Source organism: Blastococcus sp. SYSU DS0510, assembly GCF_054050835.1.
The window spans coordinates 21874-42298 of sequence record NZ_JBJHAC010000025.1 but is presented as its reverse complement, the minus strand read 5'-3'; the positions used below and the strand labels follow the sequence as shown (position 1 = coordinate 42298).

Here is a 20425-nt window from a genome sequence, read left to right as displayed (position 1 = left end):
GGGTGTCCTCCCTCGCCGCAGACGCTGAGGGAGGACACCCGGTGATCAGGTCACCTGATCCCCGCCGGGGCCAGGTGTCAGAGGTACTGGCCGCCGCCGGGCCGGAAGTCGGGCTGCTGGGCCGGCGCCTGCCCGCCGGGGAGGGCCTTGCGGCGCATCTCCTCCAGCTGGGCGCGGGCGGCCATCTGCTGGGCGAACAGCGCCGTCTGGATGCCGTGGAACACGCCCTCCAGCCAGCCCACCAGCTGCGCCTGCGCGATCCGCAGCTCGGCGTCCGAGGGGGTCTCGCCCTCGCTGAAGGGCAGGGTGATCCGCTCCAGCTCCTCGCGGAGCTCCGGCGCCAGGCCCTGCTCCAGCTCCCGGATCGAGGAGGCGTGGATGTCGCGCAGCCGGTTGCGGCTGGCGTCGTCCAGGGGCGCGGCGCGGACCTCCTCCAGCAGCTGCTTGATCATCGTGCCGATCCGCATCACCTTCGCCGGCTGCTCGACCAGCTCGCCGACGCCCGGCGCGCCGTCGCCCTCCTCGTCGGGCCCCTGGGGCATCGGCACGGTGCCGACCGGACGCCCGTCGGGCCCGACCACGACGACCTGCTGCGGGCGCTCGTTGCCGTTCTGCGGTGCAGTCATGCCCCCATCCTGCCCGGTGGTGCGGACGGTCCGCCGGGGCACCGGGACGGCGCGGGACCGACCGGGCGCACGAACTAGGGTGCGGCCCATGTCTTCGGGGGGCCGGCTGGACGTCGCGCGGGTGCGCGGCCTCTTCCCGGCGCTCTCCGACGGGTACGTCCACGCGGACGGTCCGGCCGGCTCGCTGGTCCCCGAGAACGTCGCGCACGCCGTGGGCTCCGCGATGCGCATGCCGGTCGCGAACCGCGGCGGGGTCTTCCCGGCGTCCGGGCGGGCCGAGGCGCTGGTCTCCGGCGCCCGCGCGGCCGTCGCCGACCTCGTGGGCGGCCGTCCCGGCGGCGTGGTCCTGGGCCCGAGCATGACGGCGCTGACCTACGGGATGGCCCGCGCGCTGGCCCGCACCTGGCGGCCGGGTGACGAGATCGTGCTGAGCCGGCTGGACCACGACGCCAACGTCCGCCCCTGGCTGCAGCTGGCCGCCGTCACCGGCGTGCAGGTGCGTTGGGCGGAGGTCGACATCGAGACCGGTGAGCTGCCCGCCTGGCAGTACGCCGAGCTGCTGAACCGGCGCACCCGGTTGGTGGCCGTCACCGCGGCCAGCAACGCCCTGGGCACCCGGCCCGACGTCGCCGGCATCGCCGCGCAGGCGCACGCGGTCGGGGCAGTCGTCTACGTCGACGCCGTGCACGCCGCCCCGCACGTGTTCCTGGACAAGGCGTCCCTGGGCGCCGACCTCCTCGCGGTGTCGGCCTACAAGTGGTGCGGCCCGCACGTCGCGGCGGTGGTCGCCGACCCCGACCTGCTCGGCCACCTGCAGCCGGAGAAGCTGCTGCCCTCCTCCGACCGGGTGCCCGACCGGTTCGAGACGGGGACGCCGCCGTTCGAGCTCTATGCCGGCGTGAGCGCCGCCGTCGACCACCTGGCCGGTCTCTGCGGGGAGGCGTTCGGCAGCCGCCGCGACCGGCTGCGGATGTCGATGGCCGCCGTCGCCCGGCACGAGGGCGACCTGTTCGACTGGCTGGACCAGGCGCTCCGCGCCATGCGGCACGTGCAGGTGCTGGGCGAGCCCGAGCGGTGCACCCCGACGTTGTCGTTCACCGTCGCCGGCATGCGCCCCCGCCAGGTGGCCGCGGAGCTCGCCCGCGCCGGCATCTGCGCCTGGGACGGCGACTTCTACGCCCGCGAGCTCTTCGACGCCCTCGGGGTCAACGAGAGCGGGGGAGCGGTGCGCCTGGGCCTCATGCACTACAACACCGCGGACGAGGTCGGCCGGATCATCGACGCCGTCGCCGGACTGCGCCCCCGCTGCTGAAGGACCCCCTCCTCCTCACGGCCCCGCTGCGAGCGTGCGAGTGGTGGGGGGCAGCGGGGTCCTTCCTCAGTCGCCGTTGACCAGCAGCACCTTGCCGACGTGCTCACTGGCCTCCACGACCCGGTGGGCCTCGGCCGCCCGCGACATCGGCAGGCGGCGGTCGACGATCGGCCGGATCGTGCCGCGCTCGACGTCGGGCCACACGTCGTGCCGCACGGCCGCCACGATCTCCGCCTTGCCCCCGCGGCCCTCCACCGGGCGCGACCGCAGCGCCGTGGCGTGCACCGAGGCCCGCTTGGCCAGCAGCTTCCCGATGTGCAGCTCGGCCTTCGCGCCGCCCTGCATGCCGATGATCACCAGCCGCCCGCCGGTCGCGAGGGCATCGACGTTGCGGGCCAGGTACTCGGCGCCCATGTTGTCCAGGACGACGTCGACCCCCCGGCCGTCGGTCGCCTCCCGCACGCGCTCGACGAAGTCCTCGTCGCGGTAGTTGATGCCGACGTCGGCGCCGAGCTCGCGGCAGACGTCGAGCTTGGCCGCCGTCCCTGCGGTCGTGAGCACCCGCGCGCCGGCGCGGGCGGCGAGCTGGATCGCCATGGTCCCGATGCCGCTGGACCCGCCGTGCACCAGGAACGTCTCCCCCCGGCGCAGCCCGGCGAGCATGAAGACGTTGGACCAGACGGTGCAGGCCACCTCCGGCAGGGCGGCGGCCGTCGCCAGTTCCACGCCCGACGGCCTGGGCAGCACCTGCGCGGCCGGGACGGCGACCCGCTCGGCGTAGCCACCGCCGGCGAGCAGGGCGCACACCTCGTCGCCGACCGCCCAGCCGGTGACGCCCTCCCCGACCTCGCTCACGATCCCGCTGCACTCCAGGCCGAGGACCTGCGTCGCACCGGGCGGGGGCGCGTAGTTGCCTCGCCGCTGGAGGAGGTCGGCGCGGTTCACGGCGGTGGCGACGACGTCGACGACGACCTCGCCGGGGCCGCAGACCGGGTCGGGCGCCTCCCCCCAGGTCAGCACCTCCGGACCGCCGGGTTCGCTGATCGTCACCGCGCGCATGCCCGCACCTTAGGAGGCCCGTGGGCTCCCCACCTCTCGCGGGCCGGGGCAGGACGGGCTCCGGGTCAGTCGGCCGCCAGCCGACCCCGGCGGACCGCCAGGGGCGCCAGCCGCGGATCGCGCGCGGGCAGCAGCTCGATCAGCCGGTCGTGCACCTCCAGGTCGTCCTCGCCGAGGCGGTGGTGGGCCAGCTCGTGCAGCAGGTCCACGTCCCCGGAGTCGAGCACCGCACGGCGCACGGCGGCCGACAGCTCGCCGCGCAGCTGGCGGACCAGTGGCGCCTCCGAGCGGGGCAGCAGGGGCCCGGGCGCCCCCCGCAGCGCCGTGGCGGCCTGGCCCTGCTGCAGCGCGCGACGCACCCTGCCCAGGTCGCTGTCCACCGGGGTGGTCAGCCGGTAGGGCCGGGTCAGCAGCAACTCGGCGCCGATGAGGCTGCGCAGGCGGAGGACCTCGACACGCACCGTCGTGGGGTTGCCCTCGTCGCCGTACAGCAGCAGGGCCAGCTGCTCGCCGGTGAGCCCCTCGGGGTGCAGCACCAGGGCGGTGAGCATCTCGGCAGGGCGGAGGGTGAGCGGGATCGGGCGTCCCCGCACCACCGCCCGGGGCGGCTCGTCGCCCATGAGGCGCAGGGAGAGCGCCCTCTCGGGTGGCCCGGCGGCGCTGCCGGAGAGGCGGTCGGTGGTGCGCAGGAGGAGCCCCTCGTCCAGCTGCTCGACCACCACCTCCTGGCCACCCGGAAGCACGAGCCGGTCGCCCGCGGCGGGGATCTCCATGCGGTCGGGCCACCAGCCCCAGGGTTGCCCGGCGAGCAGCCGGCCGGACGGGGTGAGGAGAGCTCCGGGGGCGCCCCGCAGGGCCGTCAGGTGCCGCATGTTCTGCCGGCGCAGGCGCTCGTCGGCGATCGCCGACCGCACCCGAAGCTGGTGCTCGGCGAGCTGCGCGGTGGTGGAGACCAGTTGCACGAGCGCCGGGTGCACGGTCTTCAGAGGGCCGCTGAGGTCTATCGCGCCGAGGATCGAGCCGGTCTCCGGGTCGTGCACGGGCGCGGCCACGCAGGTCCAGCTGTGGTAGGTGCGGACGAGGTGCTCGGCCGAGTGGATCTGCACCGGCTCGTCCACGGCCAGCGTCGTTCCCATCGCGTTCGTGCCGATGGCCTGCTCGCTCCAGTTCGTGCCGGGGAACAGGCCGACCCGGTCCCCCTGGTGGAGCAGGGTGGCCGCGCCCTCCCGCCACAGGACGTTGCCGGCCGCGTCGGTGACCAGCATGACGTGCACGGCCTCGTCGGCGATGCTGGCCAGGGTGCTCTGCAGGAGGGGGAGCACCGCGTTCAGCGGGTGGGCATCCCGGATGTCCCGCAGCTCGTCCTCCGCGTAGACGACCGGCGGGGTGCGGTGCTCGGGGTCGACGTGCGCGGCGAGGCTCCGCTGCCACGAGGCCGACACGACCGGGCGCGGGCGGGGGGCGTCCGCGTCGCCGGCGAGGACCGCGTCGAAGACCCTGCTCAGGGTGCGGGCGTGCGCGACGGGATCGGGTGCCGTCCGCGCGCTGCCGAGCCGGGGCGCCGCTCCGCGTGTCACCCGCACCTCCGAGCCCGGTGCCGGGCACCCGCCGAGCACACCTCGCCCGCGCATCATCGACCCGGCCGCGCCGGGCGGGCAACCCCCGCCACCGCCGGTCCTGCTCGTGGCGGCAGGCGGCAGGCGGCAGGCGGCAGGCGTCAGGCGTCAGGCCGGCCGTCGAGCGCAGCCGCGGCCGCCGTCGCGACGACGACGTCCTGCTCGACGGATCCGGCGCTGACCCCCACCGCTCCGATGATCTCGCTCCCGCGCTGCAGGGGGATCCCACCGCCGAAGGTGACCAGGCCGCCCGCGGTGTGCTCGAGGCCGTAGAGCTCGGCCCCCGGCTGGACGAGGGGCATGAGCGCGGCGGTCGGCAGGGCCATCAGCGCCGACGTCACCGCCTTGCGGTTGGAGATGTCGATGCTGGCCCGGATGGCGCCGTCCATCCGGGCGAAGGCCACCAGGTGGCCACCGTCGTCGACGACGGCCACGTTCATCGGCTGGCCGATCTCTTCGGCCTTGGCGATGCCGGCGTCCAGCACCTGGCGGGCTTCTGCGTGGGTGAGGCGAGGTGTCATGGCGGGCAGCAAACCGCCAACGCTCCGTCGGGGCCAGCCCTCCCGTCGTGCCGGTCCGCGGCCCGGTGCCCGCCGTCCCCCGACGCAACGCGCGTGCAACGTGGCGCCTGTCACAGTTGCCGGGCTGGACGCCCGCGCCGGACCACCACAGGAGCGCCGCCGGATGAGCACGCCACCGAGCAGACCGCTGACCCCCGCCGACTACCCGCTGTCCATCAACCGGCCCGACCTCCTGCGCACCCCCACCGGCAAGTCGGTCAGCGACCTGACCATGGCCGCGGTGGTGTCCGGCGAGCTGTCGGCCGACGACCTGCGGATCGCCCCGCAGACCCTCGAGCTGCAGGCCCAGCTGGCCGAGGCGAGCGGCCGCCCGCAGCTGGCGGCCAACTTCCGGCGCGCGGCGGAGATGGCCGTGATACCCGACGTCGAGGTGCTGCAGATGTACAACGCGCTCCGCCCCCGCGCCTCGACGGGTGCGGAGCTGCGCTCGCTCGCCGACCGGCTGGAGGGCACGTACTCGGCGCCGACCTGCGCCGGCCTGGTCCGCGAGGCCGCCGAGGTCTACGCCCGGCGCCGCCTGCTGGCCCCCGACGCCGCCACCGACGCCGACGGCCCGGTCGCCTCCGGGGACGTGCCCCCCACCGCCGCCGACGACGTCGCGGCCGCAGACCTCACCCCCGAGCTGAGCGAGAGGACACCGCGGACATGACCACCACGCAGCCCCGCACGGCGGACGAGCCCGGGCGCTCCCGGCGCACCGACGTCCTCGAGGCGCGGCCGGTCAACCTCGACGGCTTCGTGGAGGAGTGGCCCGAGAAGGGCCTCGTGGCGATGGAGAGCGCCTTCGACCCGGCCCCGGGTGTGCGGGTGGAGGAAGGCCGGATCGTCGAGCTCGACGGCCGCGCACGCGCCGACTTCGACTTCATGGACACCTTCATCGCCGACCACGCGATCGACGTCGCCACGGCCGAGGCATCCAACGCCGTGCCGTCGATCGAGATCGCCCGGATGCTCATCGACCCCCGGGCCTCCCGCGCCGACGTGCTCCAGGTGACCCGCGGCCTCACCCCCGCCAAGATCCTCGACGTCGTCAAGCTGATGAACGTCGTCGAGATCATGCAGGGGATGCAGAAGATGCGGGCCCGCCGCACGCCGGCGAACCAGGCCCACTCCACCAGCGCCCGCGACAACCCGCTCCAGGTGGCCGTGGACGCCGCCGAGGGAGCGCTGCGCGGGTTCGCCGAGCTGGAGACGACGCTGGGTGTGGTGCGGTACGCCCCGCTGGTGGCGATCGCGCTGCAGGTGGGCGGGCAGGTCGGGCGCGGTGGCGTCCTCACCCAGTGCGCGCTGGAGGAGGCGACCGAGCTCGAGCTGGGCATGCGCGGCATCACCGCCTATGCGGAGACCATCTCCGTGTACGGGACGGAGTCGGTGTTCGTCGACGGCGACGACACCCCCTGGTCCAAGGCATTCCTCGCCTCGGCGTACGCCTCCCGCGGCATCAAGATGCGCTTCACCTCCGGGACCGGGTCGGAGGTGCAGATGGGCAACGCCGAGGGCAGGTCCATGCTCTACCTGGAGATCCGCTGCATCCTCATGGCCAAGGGCGCCGGCGTGCAGGGTCTGCAGAACGGGTCGATCAGCTGCATCGGCGTGCCCGGGGCGGTGCCGGGCGGCATCCGCGCGGTGGCCGCGGAGAACCTGGTGGCCAGCATGCTCGACCTCGAGTGCGCGTCGGGGAACGACCAGTCCTTCTCCCACTCCTCGATGCGCCGGGTGGCCCGGCTGATGCCGCAGCTGCTGCCGGGCACCGACTTCGTCTGCTCCGGCTACTCGGCCGTGCCGAACCCCGACAACATGTTCGCGGGTTCCAACTTCGACACCGACGACTACGACGACTGGAACACCATCCAGCGCGACCTCCAGGTCGACGGGGGCCTCCGGCACGTGCGCGAGGACGAGATCCTCGCCGTCCGGAACAGAGCGGCGCGGGCGCTGCAGGCCCTCTTCGCCCACCTGGACCTCCCGTCGATCACCGACGAGGAGGTGGAGGCCGCGACCCGCGCGAACTCCTCCAACGACTACCCGTTCCGGGACGTGCTCGCCGACCTCAAGGGTGCGCAGTCCGTGATGGACCGCGGGATCACCGGCTTGGACCTCGTGCGGGGACTGGAGGCCACCGGCTTCCACGACGTCGCCGGGAACCTGCTGGCGGTCCTGCGCCAACGGGTGAGCGGGGACCTGTTGCAGACGTCCGCCGTCCTCACCGCCGACTTCGTGCCGCTGTCGGCGATCAACGACGCCAACGACTACGCCGGGCCCGGCACGGGCTACCGGCTGGAGGGCGAGAGGTGGGAGCAGCTCAAGAAGCTGCGGCACGTCACCTCCGCCACCGACCCCGAGACCGAGGTGAGCTGAGCCGTGACCACGTTGGAGACGACGCCGGCACGACCGGAGCGCACGCTGTCGCTCCGCGAGGTGGGGCCGGCCGGCCGGGGGACCCGCGGCGACGAGGTCGTGGTCGCGGTGTCCCCGGCCTTCGGTGGGCACTTCAGCCAGACGATCGTCGGGGTGCCGCACGCCGAGGTGCTGCGTCAGCTGCTCGCCGGCATCGAGGAGCAGGGCGTGACGGCGCGGGTCGTGCGCGTCTGGTCGACCGCCGATCTCGCCGCCCTGTCGCACACCGCCGCGAAGCTGTCCGGCTCGGGGATCTCGGTGGGGCTGCTCTCCCGGGGCACCACGATGATCCACCAGAAGGACCTCGCGCGGCTGAGCAACCTCGAGCTCTTCCCCCAGTCACCGCTGCTCGACCCGCCGGTGTTCCGGATGATCGGCTCGAACGCAGCCCAGTACGCCAAGGGCGAGTCACCCCAGCCCGTACCGACCCGCAACGACCAGATGGCGCGACCCCGGTGGCAGGCGAAGGCCGCTCTGCTGCACCTCAAGGAGTTCGAGTGCATCCAGCACGACCGCGAGCCGGTCGAGCTGGCGGTGGCGTTCGGGCCCGCCGGCTGAGGTGACCGGTCAGCGCGGTCGACGGCTCGTCGTCGGCGTCGACATCGGCAACTCCACCACCGAGGCCTGCGTCGCCGTGATCGGTGCGGACGGCGCGGCCGACCACCTGGGCACCGATCTGACGCACACCACCGGCGTGAAGGGGACCCCGGACAACAGCGCGGGAGCGCTCGTCGCGATCCGGGGCGCGCTGGCCCGTGCCGGGCGGGATCCCGCCGACGTGCACGTCGTGCTGCTCAACGAGGCGACGCCGGTCATCAGCGGGCTGGCCATGGAGACGATCACCGAGACGATCATCACCGAATCGACCATGATCGGGCACAACCCGGCCACCCCGGGCGGGGAGGGGCTCGGGGTGGGCACCACCGTGTCGGTCACCGACCTCGCCGCGCAGGAGGCCGGGACGCCGGTGATCTGCGTGGTGCCGCACGGCTGGGACTTCGACGACGTCGCCGGCGCCCTCAACACGGCGGTCGACCGCGGCGTGGAGGTCGTGGCCGCGGTGCTCGCCGGGGACGACGCCGTCCTGGTCACCAACCGGCTCTCCCGGCCCATACCGGTGGTCGACGAGGTCGCGTCGGTGGAGAAGGTGCCGCTGGGCATGCTCGCCGCGGTCGAGGTGGCCGCGCCCGGTCGCACCATCCGGACCCTGTCGAACACCTACGGGTTGGCCACCGTGTTCGGCCTGGACCCCGAGCAGACCCGGCACGTGTCGCCCGTGGCGCGGGCGCTCACCGGCAACCGCTCGGCCGTCGTGATCCGGACCCCGTCGGGTGACGTCTCCGACCGGCGCATCCCGGTGGGGGTCCTGGAGCTGCGGGGTGCCGGCAAGACCCTGCGGGTCGACGTCGACGCCGGTGCGGAGGCGATCATGGCGACCCTCGCCCGCGTCCAGCCGCTCGACGACGCGCACGGTGAGCCGGGCACCCACGTGGGCGGCATGCTGGCCCAGGTCCGCGACACCATGGCCGACGTCATGGAGGTGCCCGGCCAGGCGGGCGTCCCCTCGGCGGAGATCGCCATCCGCGACGTCCTGGCCGTCGACACCTTCGTGCCCGCCGAGGTGCGCGGCGGGCTGGCGGGTGAGGTCGCGCTGGAGAACGCGGTCGCGCTGGCGGCGATGGTGCGCACCAGCCGCAGCCGCATGCAGCTGGTGGCCGACGAGGTGTCCACCCGGCTGGGCGTCCCGGCCGAGATCGGCGGGGTCGAGGGCGAGATGGCCGTGGGCGGCGCGCTGACCACCCCGGGCGTGGACCGGCCGGTCGCGGTGCTCGACCTCGGTGGCGGATCGACCGACGCGGCCCTGGTGGACCGCGCCGGCCGGAGCACCGCGGTGCACGTCGCGGGTGCGGGCGAGCTCGTCACCAAGCTCATCGACTCGGAGCTGGCGCTGGACGACCGGGAGGTGGCCGAGAGCGTCAAGCGGTTCCCGCTGGCGAAGGTCGAGAGCTTCTTCCACGTCCGCCACGAGGACGGGACGGTGCAGTTCTTCCCCGACCCGCTGCCGGCCCACGTGTTCGCCCGGGTGGTGGTCATGACGCCGGAGGGGCCGGTCCCGGTGGTCACGAGGCACGGGCTGGACCGCGTGCGCCGTGTCCGCCGGGAGGCCAAGCGCCGGGTCTTCGTCGTCAACTCCCTGCGCGCGCTCCGCCAGGTCGCGCCGGACGCGGACCTGCGAGCCCTCGACTTCGTGGTCCTGCTCGGCGGCTCCGCCCTGGACTTCGAGATCCCGGACATGATCGCCGACGCGCTGGCCGGTCACGGCATCGTGTGCGGAACCGGGAACGTGCTGGGCACCGAGGGGCCGCGCAACGCCGTCGCCTCGGGCCTCGTGCACGCCTACGCGGCGGCCACCGCCGTCCCGGCGGCGCCGGTGGACGCAGCCGCCGCCGTGCCGTGACCGCGCCGGGGAGGTCGGCACCGGAGCCCCCGGCGGTGCTGGTGCACCGCCACGCGGATGCCGATGCCACGGTGCTGCGCGAACTCCACGCCGGGATGGAGGAGGAGGGGGTGCCGACCCGCGAGGTCGTGCTGCCGCACGGATCCCCGGATGCCGTGGCGATGGCGCACGCCGCGGCGACGGACTCCCGGCTGGAGGTGGGGATCGGGGTGGACGCCGCCGGGGCGGTCGCGGTGCACCACGGGAAGCTCCCCGCGCGGCGCGCGGTGCTCGTCGTCGGGGCGGGCGCGGGACCGGTCGAGCTGCGCCGGGCCGGGCGGACGGCCGGTCGGGTGGTCAAGGGGCTGCCGCTGGGGTGAGGCCCCGGCACGTCGCCGTGCCGGGGCCCCACCGCCGTCGCGGGGCGTTCTCAGGCGCGGGCCTTGAGGTCCTTGCGCAGGATCTTGCCGGCTGCCGACTTCGGCACCTGCTCGATGAACTCGACGAAGCGGATCTTCTTGTGCGGGGCCACCTTCTCGGACATGTACGCCATGACGGCGTCCTCGGTGAGCTCCGAGCCCGGCGCGCGGACGATGAACGCCTTCGGCAGCTCCTCGCCGCTCTCCTTGTCCGGCACGCCGATGACGGCGGCGTCGGCGATCTCCGGGTGGTTGATCAGCACGGCCTCGAGCTCGGCCGGGGCCACCTGGTAGCCCTTGTACTTGATCAGCTCCTTGACGCGGTCGACGACCGTGTAGCAGCCGTTCTCGTCGACGACGGCGACGTCGCCGGTGTGCAGCCAGCCCTCGCTGTCGACGGTGCCGGCGGTGGCGTCGGGGTTGTTCAGGTAGCCCTTCATCACCTGGGGGCCGCGCACCCACAGCTCACCGCGCTCGCCCGGCGCTGCGTCCTGGCCGGTGCCCGGGTCGACCAGCCGGCACTCGGTGTTGGGCACCGCGTAGCCGACCGAGCCCTTGGGCACCTCGCTGCTGACGCCCGGCGGCTCGGCGCCCGGGTCGGGCGTGGTGTGCGAGACCGGCGAGAGCTCGGTCATGCCGTAGCCCTGCCCGACGGTGACGCCGGTGTCGGCGCCCTTGCGCAGCCGGTCTTGGGCGGCCAGCGCGAGCTGCTCGTCGAGCGGGGCGGCGCCCGACAGGATCGAGGTCAGCGACGACAGGTCGTACTGGTCGACCACCGGGTGCTTGGCCATCGCCAGCAGGATGGGCGGCGCGACGAACGCGCGGGTGATCTTGTGGTCCTGGATGGTGCGGAGGAAGTCCTCCAGGTCGAAGCGCGGCAGCGTGACGACGGCGCCGCCCCACGCCAGGCCCTGGTTCATCAGCACGGTCAGGCCGTAGATGTGGAAGAACGGCAGGACGGCGATGATCCGCTCGTCCTCGCCCAGCCGGATCAGCGGGCGGCACTGCGCGACGTTGGCCACCAGGTTGCGGTGGGTGAGCATGACGCCCTTGGGCAGCCCGGTGGTGCCGCTGGAGTACGGCAGCGTGACCAGGTCGTTCGCCGGGTCGATGTCCACCTGGACCGACGGCGCGTCGGCGCCCAGCAGGTCGAACAGGTTGGCGTGCCCCTCCGCGCCGTCGAGCACGATGATCTCGTCCAGCGGCGTCTTCTCCGCGGCCGCCGTGGCGCGGTCCAGGAACAGCCCGATGGTGATCAGGATCTTCGCGCCGGAGTCCTTCAGCTGGAAGGCGATCTCGTCGGGCGTGTAGAGCGAGTTGATCGGGCTCATCACGCAGCCGGCCGCGGCGATGCCGTGGAAGACCACCGGGAACCACGGGGTGTTCGGGCAGAAGACGGCGACGACGTCGCCCTTGCGCAGGCCGCGGGCGTGCAGGTTGGCCGCGACCCGGTCGACGTACTGGGCCAGCTGGCCGTGCGTGATGACGTCGCCCTTGAGGCCGTCGATCAGGGCCGGTGCATCGGGCTTCTCCCGGCCGGCCGCCAGGACGAACTCGGGGACGGAGACGTTCGGGATCTCGACGTCGGGATACGGGCTCGACAGCGCCACGGGTGTTCCTCCTCGCATGGTGTGTGGCGCCAGTCTCACACCCGCGGTGTCCCCGCTCACAAGGGGGTTACCGGCGGGTTCGCCCGGTCAGCGGGGCCACAGCACCGACTGCGTGCACCGGAACAACGCGATGGTCTTCCCGGTGGCGGCGTTGCGGACGACGGCGTCCCACACCTGGGTGGTCCGCCCGGCGTGCACGTTGGTGGCCTCGCAGGTGAGCCGGCCCTCCCGCGCGGTGCTCAGGTGGTTGCTCTTGAGCTCGATCGTGGTGAACCCGCTGGCACCCTCGGGGAGCAGCGCGCGCGTGGGCAGGCCGCAGCTGGTGTCGGCGAGGGTTACGACGGTGCCCGCGTGCAGGTAGCCGTTGGGGGCGAGCAGCTCGGGGCGGACGTCGAGGTGGCTCGTCAGCCGCCCGGGCTCGTGGGTGTCGACGACGATGCCGAGCAGGCCGGGGAGGGTGCCCGGCAGCAGGTCGTTGAGCTCGTCGGCGGTCAGGAACCCGGTGGCGGACATGGGAAGGGAACTTAGCGAGGCCCGCTGCGCCGGGATCAGGTGACCTGATCGCGGCGCGTCCTCCCTCACCGCCCACCGTGAGGGAGGACGCTCGATGATCAGGTGAGTTGATCGTGGCTCGGCGTGGCTGCGGCGTCGTCCGCGGACGGCGGTGTCATCGCGTCAGGCGAGGCCGCGGACGGTGCGCACCGGCGGGCGGGTGCCGCGGATCGAGGCGACCATGTCCAGCGTCTGCCGGGTCGGGGCGACGTCGTGGGCGCGGAACACCCGGGCGCCCAGCCAGGCGCTCACCGCGGTGGCGGCCAGCGTGCCGGTGAGCCGCTCGCCCAGCGGGACGTCGAGGGTCTCGCCGACGAAGTCCTTGTTCGACAGCGCCACGAGCACCGGCCAGCCGGTCGCGACGAGCTCGTCCAGCCGGCGGGTCGCCTCCAGCGAGTGCCGGGTGTTCTTGCCGAAGTCGTGCCCCGGGTCGACCAGCACGCGCTCGCGGTCCACCCCGGCGGCGACGGCGGCCTCGGCCAGCGCCGTCGTCCGCGTGACGATGTCGGCGACGACGTCGTCGTAGGCGACACGGTGCGGCCGGGTGCGCGGCGGCAGCCCACCGGCGTGGGTGCAGACGATGCCGGCGCCGGCCTCGGCCGCGACGACCGCCAGCGCCGGGTCCACGCCGCCCCAGGCGTCGTTGACGACGTCGGCGCCGGCGGCCAGCGCCTCACGGGCGACCTCGGCCCGCCAGGTGTCGATGGAGATGGGCAGGGCGGGGTGCGCGGCACGGATCGCGGCCACGAGGTCGACGGTCCGGCGCACCTCCTCGGCGGGGGAGACCTCCTCGCCGGGCGCGGCCTTCACACCGCCGACGTCGACCATGTCCGCGCCCTCGGCGACCACCCGGTCCACCCGCTCGACGGCCGCGGCCAGCTCGTAGGTGGCCCCGCGGTCGTAGAACGAGTCGGGGGTGCGGTTGACGATCGCCATGACCACGAACGCGCCGTCCGGAACGTCGAGCGCCCCCAGTCGCAGCAACCCGCTCCCCGTCCCATGGTGGTGTGTGGTGGAGTCAGCCAACCAGACCGTGCACGAGGAGGCAGAGCAGATGGCGCAGACGACGGCCGAGGGCGTCGAGGGGGTCCAGGGCCTGGTGGGTCAGCACCTGGGCCACAGCGACTGGGTGACGATCACGCAGGAGCAGGTGAACCAGTTCGCCGAGGCGACCGGTGACCACCAGTGGATCCACGTCGACCCGGAGCGGGCGAAGAAGGAGAGCCCGTTCGGCGGGCCCATCGCCCACGGCTACCTGACGCTGTCGCTGCTGCCCGCGCTGATGCCGCAGATCGTCGAGATCACCGGCTTCCGGATGGGCGTCAACTACGGCACCGAGAAGGTGCGCTTCCCCTCGCCGGTGCCCGTCGGCGCGCGGGTGCGGGCCTCCGCCACGCTCGAGGCGGCGACGCCGTTCGAGGGCGGCATCCAGATGAACCTCGCCGTCACCGTGGAGGTCGAGGGCGGCAGCAAGCCGGCGATGGTCGCCACCGTCGTCTACCGCCGCTACCTCTGACCGGCGGGCGGTCGGCTCGCAACCGCCGTCCACCCTCACCGCCGGGCGTCCTCCCTCACCGCACACCGCGAGGGAGGACGCCCGACGATCAGGCCACCTGATCCCAGCCCCGGGGGCGGGTCAGGTGACGATCGCCTGGCTGATCAGCTGGCGCAGGTAGGTGCGGACCGGCAGCGTGCTCGAGGGCAGCAGCTGCGTGTAGAAGCCGACCGTCAGGTCCTCGACCGGGTCCACGTAGAACGCCGTCGACGCCGCCCCGCCCCAGCTGTAGTCGCCGACGCTGGAGACGACGCCGTAGCGCACCGGGTCGATCACCACCGAGACCCCGAGGCCGAAGCCCACCCCGCGCAGCGGCGTCTCGGCGAACAGCGGCCGGCCGAAGGTCTCCAGGTCCTGCCCGCCGGGGATGTGGTTCCTGACCATGTGGGCCAGCGTCCGCGGCCCGAGCAGCCGGCCGCCGTCGTAGGAGCCGCCGCTGCGGAGCATCTCCGCGAACCGCAGGTAGTCACCGGCGGTGGAGACGAGCCCGCCGCCGCCGGAGAGGAACGCGGGCTTGCTCAGCGCCGCCTGACCCATGGCGTCGAGCGGGGCGAAGCCCGTGGGCGCGCCCCCCGGCCGGCCGGGGGTGGCGGCGTAGAGCCGGGCCAGGGTGTCGGGGTCGTCCTCGGGGCGCAGCCCGAACGACGTGTTCGCCATGCCGAGCGGCGCGAAGATGCGCTGCTCGAAGAACTCGTCCAGCGGCTGCCCGGAGACGACCTCGACCAGCCGGCCCAGCACGTCGGTGGAGACGCCGTAGTTCCACTCGCTGCCGGGCTGGAAGACCAGCGGCACCGAGGCCCACTGTCGGCAGACCTCGGCGGAGTCCGCCCCGGGCGGGGTGCCCCACTCGTGGCCCATCGCGCGGTACATCGCGTCGACGGGGTGGGCGTGGTGGAAGCCGTAGGTGAGCCCCGACATGTGCGTGAGCAGGTGCCAGATCCGGATCGGCTCCACCTGCGGCGCGGTGACCGGCTTCATCGTCGACCCGGCCACGTACACGCGGGTCTCGGCGAACTCCGGCAGCCACCGCGAGATCGGGTCGGAGAGCTGGAAGGCGCCCTCCTCGTACAGCATCATCGCCGCGACCGAGGTGACCGGCTTCGTCATCGAGAAGATGCGCCACCGGGTGTCCAGCTCGACGGGGCGGCCGTGCTCGACGTCGCGGGAGCCGTAGCGCCCGACGTGCACCAGCTTCCCGTGGCGGGCGACCGTCACCAGGAAGCCGGGCAGCTGCCCCTCCTCGACGTAGCGGGCCAGCCGGCCGTCCAGGCGTCCCAGCCGGGCGGGGTCCATGCCCACCTCTGCCGGGTCGGTGACCACCTGCAGTTCGTCGCTCACGCGCACCTCCGGGTCCCGGGCGCCGACCGCCGCCGGGCGACGCCTCGACCGGCATCCTGGCTCACGGCGTTGTGAGCCCGGACACACGGGGTCGGCGTCGGCCCGGCTGCGGGCGCGACCCGGGATCAGACCGGGACGGAGCTCGCGGCCTTCTTCAGGTTGGAGCCGGCGGTCACCTTGACGGTGTTGGCCGCGGGGATGTCGATCGACTCACCGGTCTGCGGGTTGCGGCCCGTGCGGGCGGAGCGCTGCGTGCGCTCGACCGTGATCAGCCCGGAGACGGCGACCTTCTCGCCACGGGTGATCGCGTCGACGAGCTCGTCCTGGAGGCCGGCGAGGACCGAGTCGACCGTCGAGGTCGGGACGTCGGCGCGCTTGGCGATGGCGGAGACCAGTTCAGCCTTGTTCATGGAGCAACCTTTCCGTAGGGGGTGGCGGTGCCGTGTCCTCGGCACGCAGCCGGCTCTTCACCCGGACGCGCGGAACGCCACCGGGGTTCCCGCTCCCACGCCTGGCGGGGGTGCGAGCACCCGGTCTCGCGGGATTCCGGGCCGGGGGCACGGTGTCATGCCACCTGCAGGTCTGGCCAGTGGGGGGTCCCGGGAAACCCGCAGCAGACCCGCTGATCACAGCCGTCACGCGGGCCCGCGGCCCCCGCGGACGGGCTCAGCCGCTCCTCTGGTGGGTCAGCGGTCGGCGCCGGCGGCCGACGCCAGGTCCTCGATGCGCAGCAGCCCCAGCACGTGGCCGCTGGGGTCGGTGCAGACGACGGGGTCGAAGCGGTGGGCGGCCGGGCGGGTGAGCGCCCTGCGCAGGGCGTCCCCGACACCGGTCGAGGGGTGCACCCGCAGCGAGAGCGGGGCGGTGTGCACCTCGCCGGTCCGCGGGTCGCTGAGCAGCAGGGCCGCGGGCTCGCCGTGCGGTCCCACCAGGACGGCGGGCGGTGACGCCGGCTCCTCGCCCGGGCCGCACTGGCGCACCGGGCGCAGCAGGCTGGCGACGCTGTCGGTCAGCCGGGCGCGGGCCACGTGGGCCCGCACCAGCCGGGCGACGTCGGGGTCCAGCGGCCGGAACTCCGGCGCCGGGCGGCCCAGCAGCCAGCCCTGGGCGAGCGGCACGCCGATGCGGGTGAACGCGGCCAGCTCCGCGGGCGTCTCCACCCCCTCGGCCAGCAGCCAGGCGTCGATGCGCCCGGCGAACTCGCCGATCATCTCCACCAGCGCCATCCGCACCGGGTCGCCGTCGACGTCCGAGACGAGCGACCGGTCGAGCTTGACCAGCTGCGGCCGCACGGCGGTCAGCTGCTGCAGGCCGGAGTAGCCGCTCCCGGCGTCGTCGACGGCGATGAGGGCGCCGCGCTGCCGCAGGGCGTCGGTCTGCCGGCGCAGGAGGAAGAGGTCGTCGACCGGCGTGTGCTCGGTCAGCTCCAGGACGACGCGGTGCAGGTCGGGACGGGTCGCCAGGGCGGCCTGGACGACGTCGGCGCCCAGCAGGTGCGGGCTGACGTTCACGGTGAGGAACGTGCCGTCCGGGAGCCGGTCGACGGCGGCGAGCGCCTTGTGGATGGCCAGCGCCTCGAGGTCGGCCGCGATGCCCGCGTCGGCGGCGGCGGCGAACCAGACGTCGGGTCCGGCCGCGCCGGGGAAGCGCGCCAGCGCTTCGTAGCCGGCGATCCCCGCCGTGGCGAGGTCGACGATCGGCTGGAAGACCAAGGTGAGGTCGTCGGCGTCGGCGAGGAGCGGCCGGCAGTCCGGCGGAGCGACCGTGGGCGTGCCCAGCATGGTCAGGTGATCGACGCGGGTGGGCCCGTCCTTGACGCGGCCCCTGCCGCCTCACCCCGCGGGGGGACGTCCTTCCGTGGCACACCGGGGACGCCGGTCCCGCGCCCGCGGCGCGGCGTGCCAGCATGTGCCAGGGACGTCCCCGGTCAGGGGGGCGCGGACGCCGGGCGGAGGATGCGTGGCCACGATGGGCGCCGCGGTCCCGGACGGTCGGTCCGAGGACGACCCGCTCACCGATCCGCTGCGGATCGCCGCGGCGCGCCGGCTGCTGCTGGAGGTGCGCGGCCCCGCGGCGTTCGACCGGCTCTCGGCGCTGACGGCCCGGGTGCTCGGGGTGGGGCACGTCAAGGTCACGCTCTTCACCGACCACGACGTCGTCGTCGGGGGGTACGGCCTCCCGGCCGGCGTGGTGGGCGGCCCGGCCCTCCTCACCGGGGCGCTCTCCGCCATCACGGTGCGCACCGGCCAGCCGCTGGTCGTCTCCGCCGCCACCGAGGACGCGCGGGTGGCCGACCTGCCCGCCGTCACGTCGGGGCAGGTGCTCTCCTACCTGGGCGCCCCGCTGACCGCCGTCTCGGGTCAGGTCGTGGGCGCGCTGGCGGCCTACGACGCCGAGCCGCGCACCTGGTCCGAGGACGCCGCCGAGCTGCTGGAGCAGCTGGCCGCCTCCGTCGTCGCCGAGCTGGAGCTCTCGGCCGCGCAGTCGGCGGTGGGCACCTCGCGGGCCTGGCTGGAGGTCGCGCTCGAGGCGAGCTCGGTGGGCATCTGGGAACGCGACCTGCGCACGGGGACCATCCACTGGGACGACCGGTGCGCGGCGCTGTTCGGCCTGGACTCCGCGGTCGAGCTCGACTCGCTCGACGACGTCCTGGTCTCGCACGTGCACCCCGACGACCACGCCGCCATCGCCGAGGCCATGCGGGTCGCCGTGGAGGAGCGCGGTGACTACACCGTCGAGTTCCGGGCGCTGCGCGAGGACGGCGTCACGCGGTGGGTGCTCGCCCGCGGGCGGGTGGTGGCCGACGTGACCGGCGCCCCGGCGCGCGTGCTCGGCACGGCCGTGGACATCACCGAGGCGCGCGGGCAGGCGCAGCGGCGGCTCACCGCGGTGCAGCGGGCCGCCGCGATCGCCGAGGTGGCGGCCGAGCTCGCCAACGCGGCGCGGCTGGACCAGCTCGCCGACATCGCGCTGCGCGGGGCCCAGGTGCTGGGTGCGGAGTCCAGCGCGCTGGCCGTCTTCGACTTCCCGGGCGGCCCGCTGCGGCTGCGCATGACCGGGAACATGGTGGCCACGGTGGAGGAGAGCGTGCCGGAGGCGGGGGTGCTCGGCGACGGCGTCATCCTCCCCATGGACGACGCGCTGCCGGCCCAGCACGCGGCGCGGCACGGACGCCGGATCCTGCTCGACGACCGCGCCGAGGCCGTGGCCCGCTTCCCGGCGCTGGAGCCCGTCATCGAACTGCTGGGGTTGCACGCGCTGGCGACCATCCCGCTGCGGGTCGAAGGGCGGCTGCTCGGCTCGTTCCTGGTCGTCTGGACCAGCGCGCACACCTTCACCGGGGACGACGTCGAGGTGCTCGAGGCACTGGCCGCGCAGATCGCGCTGAGCGTGTCGCGGCTGCAGTCCGACGCCGAGCGCGGTGCGGCGGTCGCGGCGATGGCGCAGGCCAACCAGCGGCTGCGGCTGCTCGCGGAGGCCGGGCGGGTGCTGTCGGGGACGCTGGACATCGACCAGCAGATCGGCCGGCTGGCCTCCCTGGTGGTGCCCGAGCTGGCCGACTGGTGCTGGATCGTGGTCACCGACGAGGCCGGCCGGCTGCACGGGGTGGCCAGCGGTCACCGGGACCCGGCGCGGCGCGAGGAGGTCCAGGCCTACGTGCGCGCGATGGTCGCCGAGATGACCGAGGAGGCCGCCGCGCGGCAGGTGACCGCCACCGGCCGCCCCGTCGTGCTGCCGGTCATCGACTGCGACCACGTGGCGCGCGCGCTGCCCGATCCCGTGACGCGGGAGCTCTTCGCCCGGCTGGGGGCCACGTCCTCCGTCGTGGTGCCGCTGGTCGCGCGCGGGCAGGCGCTCGGCGCGCTGGGGCTGTTCACCGGGGAGCAGCGCGGGCCGCTCGGCGACGCCGAGGTGGACACGGCGGTGGAGATCGGCCGGCGGGCGGGGCTGGCCCTGCACCAGGCGCGGCTCTACGAGCAGCAGCGGGATCTGGCCGACGCGCTCCAGCGCAGCATGCTGACCGAGCCACCGCAGCCGGAGCACTGCGAGATCGTGGTCCGCTACGTGCCGGCCGCCGAGGGCGCCGAGATCGGTGGCGACTGGTACGACGCCTTCCTGCAGCGCGGCGGCACGACGGTGCTGGCGATCGGCGACGTCGTCGGCCACGACACCCGGGCCGCGGCGGCGATGGGTCAGGTCCGCGGCCTGCTGCGGGGCATCAGCTACTCCAGCGGCGGCTCACCGGCCGAGGTGCTCACCGAGCTCGACCGCGCGGTCCAGGGGCTGGCGCTGAACACGATGGCGACGGCGCTGGTCGCCCAGCTGGACCCCGAGCCCGGCGACGAGGCCGGGCGCATGCGGCTGCGCTGGGCCAACGCCGGGCACCCGCCACCGGCGCTGCTCGCCTCGGACAGCAGCGTGGTGCTCCTCGACGGCAAGCAGGCGGACCTGCTGCTGGGCGTCGCGCCGGAGACCGTCCGCGAGGACCACGTCGCCGTCCTCGCCCCCGGCTCGACGGTGCTGCTCTACACGGACGGGCTGGTCGAGCGCCGCGACCGCGACATCGACGCGGGCACCGAGGAGCTGCTGGAGGTCCTCGGCGAGTGCGGCGGGTTGCCCCTCGACGAGCTCTGCGACCGCGTCCTGGAGCGGATGATCCTGCCGGACGCCGAGGACGACGTCGCCGTCCTCGCCGTCCGGCTCGTTCCCGAGGGCTGACCCCCGCACCGGGTGGATGCGCTGGCGGGCACCCCGGCCGCCGGGTCCCCGGGCTGGGCACCGCGCTCCTCCGGGCAGTCGCTCTCTGCCCCGCCTGAGTGGGCAGAGAGCAACTGCGCCGGACCCCTCGTGTGCCGCAAGCCGGTGAGGCCCTGCAACGGCCCCTCCGGGTGACGTCCTGGAACGGCCCCTCCGGGTGACGTC

General features: G+C 74.4%; 18 protein-coding genes. 8 read left to right on the top strand and 10 right to left on the bottom strand.

The window, feature by feature from the left end:
• Nucleotides 1-77 precede the first annotated feature (77 nt).
• Complete coding sequence (locus ACI79P_RS18170) at nucleotides 78-626, bottom strand: bacterial proteasome activator family protein (protein ID WP_456582464.1); 549 nt, start codon at nucleotides 624-626, stop codon at nucleotides 78-80.
• Between the two features lie 88 nt (nucleotides 627-714).
• On the opposite strand from ACI79P_RS18170, the gene ACI79P_RS18165 reads away from it, so the two are divergent.
• Entirely contained in the window at nucleotides 715-1938 is a 1224-nt protein-coding gene (locus tag ACI79P_RS18165; protein WP_456582463.1) for a cysteine desulfurase-like protein, read from the top strand.
• A gap of 66 nt (nucleotides 1939-2004) precedes the next feature.
• Here the strand turns inward: ACI79P_RS18165 and ACI79P_RS18160 are convergent, their stop codons facing one another.
• The 3 genes from ACI79P_RS18160 to ACI79P_RS18150 form a co-directional block, all read right to left on the bottom strand.
• Nucleotides 2005-2997 (bottom strand): NAD(P)H-quinone oxidoreductase, encoded by a 993-nt coding sequence (locus tag ACI79P_RS18160; RefSeq protein WP_456582462.1) that lies wholly within the window; start codon nucleotides 2995-2997, stop codon nucleotides 2005-2007.
• Between the two features lie 65 nt (nucleotides 2998-3062).
• Nucleotides 3063-4574, bottom strand: coding sequence for a GAF domain-containing protein (locus ACI79P_RS18155; protein ID WP_456582461.1), 1512 nt, complete (start codon nucleotides 4572-4574; stop codon nucleotides 3063-3065).
• Between the two features lie 140 nt (nucleotides 4575-4714).
• Nucleotides 4715-5134 (bottom strand): GlcG/HbpS family heme-binding protein, encoded by a 420-nt coding sequence (locus ACI79P_RS18150; RefSeq protein ID WP_456582460.1) that lies wholly within the window; start codon nucleotides 5132-5134, stop codon nucleotides 4715-4717.
• A 163-nt stretch (nucleotides 5135-5297) separates the two neighbouring features.
• Between ACI79P_RS18150 and ACI79P_RS18145 the strand changes: the two genes are divergently transcribed.
• Genes ACI79P_RS18145 through ACI79P_RS18125 form a run of 5 tightly spaced genes read left to right on the top strand, consistent with a single transcriptional unit; the run spans nucleotide 5298 to nucleotide 10408 of the window.
• Nucleotides 5298-5843 carry a diol dehydratase small subunit gene (locus ACI79P_RS18145; RefSeq protein WP_456582459.1) on the top strand — a complete coding sequence of 182 codons (546 nt, stop codon included), beginning with the start codon at nucleotides 5298-5300 and terminating at the stop codon, nucleotides 5841-5843.
• Nucleotides 5840-7552: a propanediol/glycerol family dehydratase large subunit gene (locus ACI79P_RS18140; protein WP_456582458.1), complete on the top strand. Its 1713-nt coding sequence runs from the start codon at nucleotides 5840-5842 to the stop codon at nucleotides 7550-7552. Before ACI79P_RS18145 ends, ACI79P_RS18140 begins: the two co-directional genes overlap by 4 nt.
• 3 nt (nucleotides 7553-7555) lie before the next feature.
• Entirely contained in the window at nucleotides 7556-8149 is a 594-nt protein-coding gene (locus ACI79P_RS18135) for a propanediol/glycerol family dehydratase medium subunit (protein WP_456582457.1), read from the top strand.
• A gap of 1 nt (nucleotide 8150) precedes the next feature.
• Nucleotides 8151-10049, top strand: coding sequence for a diol dehydratase reactivase subunit alpha (locus ACI79P_RS18130; protein ID WP_456582456.1), 1899 nt, complete (start codon nucleotides 8151-8153; stop codon nucleotides 10047-10049).
• A 35-nt stretch (nucleotides 10050-10084) separates the two neighbouring features.
• The gene (locus tag ACI79P_RS18125) at nucleotides 10085-10408 is read left to right on the top strand and encodes a glycerol dehydratase reactivase beta/small subunit family protein (RefSeq protein WP_456582455.1); all 324 of its coding nucleotides are present in this window, start codon (nucleotides 10085-10087) and stop codon (nucleotides 10406-10408) included.
• A gap of 50 nt (nucleotides 10409-10458) precedes the next feature.
• Here ACI79P_RS18125 and ACI79P_RS18120 read toward each other — a convergent pair whose 3' ends face one another.
• From ACI79P_RS18120 to folP, 3 genes are all read right to left on the bottom strand, one after another.
• Entirely contained in the window at nucleotides 10459-12057 is a 1599-nt protein-coding gene (locus tag ACI79P_RS18120) for a 4-coumarate--CoA ligase family protein (RefSeq protein WP_456582454.1), read from the bottom strand.
• Nucleotides 12058-12144: 87 nt separating this feature from the next.
• Nucleotides 12145-12570 (bottom strand): PaaI family thioesterase, encoded by a 426-nt coding sequence (locus ACI79P_RS18115; protein WP_456582453.1) that lies wholly within the window; start codon nucleotides 12568-12570, stop codon nucleotides 12145-12147.
• A 162-nt stretch (nucleotides 12571-12732) separates the two neighbouring features.
• Entirely contained in the window at nucleotides 12733-13593 is an 861-nt protein-coding gene (folP, locus tag ACI79P_RS18110; protein WP_456582452.1) for a dihydropteroate synthase, read from the bottom strand.
• Nucleotides 13594-13621: 28 nt separating this feature from the next.
• Between folP and ACI79P_RS18105 the strand changes: the two genes are divergently transcribed.
• Nucleotides 13622-14125, top strand: coding sequence for a MaoC family dehydratase (locus ACI79P_RS18105; protein WP_456582451.1), 504 nt, complete (start codon nucleotides 13622-13624; stop codon nucleotides 14123-14125).
• Nucleotides 14126-14245: 120 nt separating this feature from the next.
• Here the strand turns inward: ACI79P_RS18105 and ACI79P_RS18100 are convergent, their stop codons facing one another.
• The 3 genes from ACI79P_RS18100 to ACI79P_RS18090 all read right to left on the bottom strand — a co-directional run bounded on the left by ACI79P_RS18100 (nucleotide 14246) and on the right by ACI79P_RS18090 (nucleotide 17283).
• Nucleotides 14246-15502, bottom strand: coding sequence for a serine hydrolase domain-containing protein (locus tag ACI79P_RS18100; RefSeq protein WP_456582450.1), 1257 nt, complete (start codon nucleotides 15500-15502; stop codon nucleotides 14246-14248).
• Nucleotides 15503-15627: 125 nt separating this feature from the next.
• Nucleotides 15628-15912 (bottom strand): HU family DNA-binding protein, encoded by a 285-nt coding sequence (locus tag ACI79P_RS18095; RefSeq protein WP_456582449.1) that lies wholly within the window; start codon nucleotides 15910-15912, stop codon nucleotides 15628-15630.
• A gap of 276 nt (nucleotides 15913-16188) precedes the next feature.
• Nucleotides 16189-17283, bottom strand: coding sequence for an EAL domain-containing protein (locus ACI79P_RS18090; protein WP_456582448.1), 1095 nt, complete (start codon nucleotides 17281-17283; stop codon nucleotides 16189-16191).
• A 187-nt stretch (nucleotides 17284-17470) separates the two neighbouring features.
• Here ACI79P_RS18090 and ACI79P_RS18085 point away from each other — a divergent pair, with 187 nt between their 5' ends.
• Nucleotides 17471-20221, top strand: coding sequence for a SpoIIE family protein phosphatase (locus ACI79P_RS18085; RefSeq protein WP_456582492.1), 2751 nt, complete (start codon nucleotides 17471-17473; stop codon nucleotides 20219-20221).
• Nucleotides 20222-20425 lie beyond the last annotated feature (204 nt).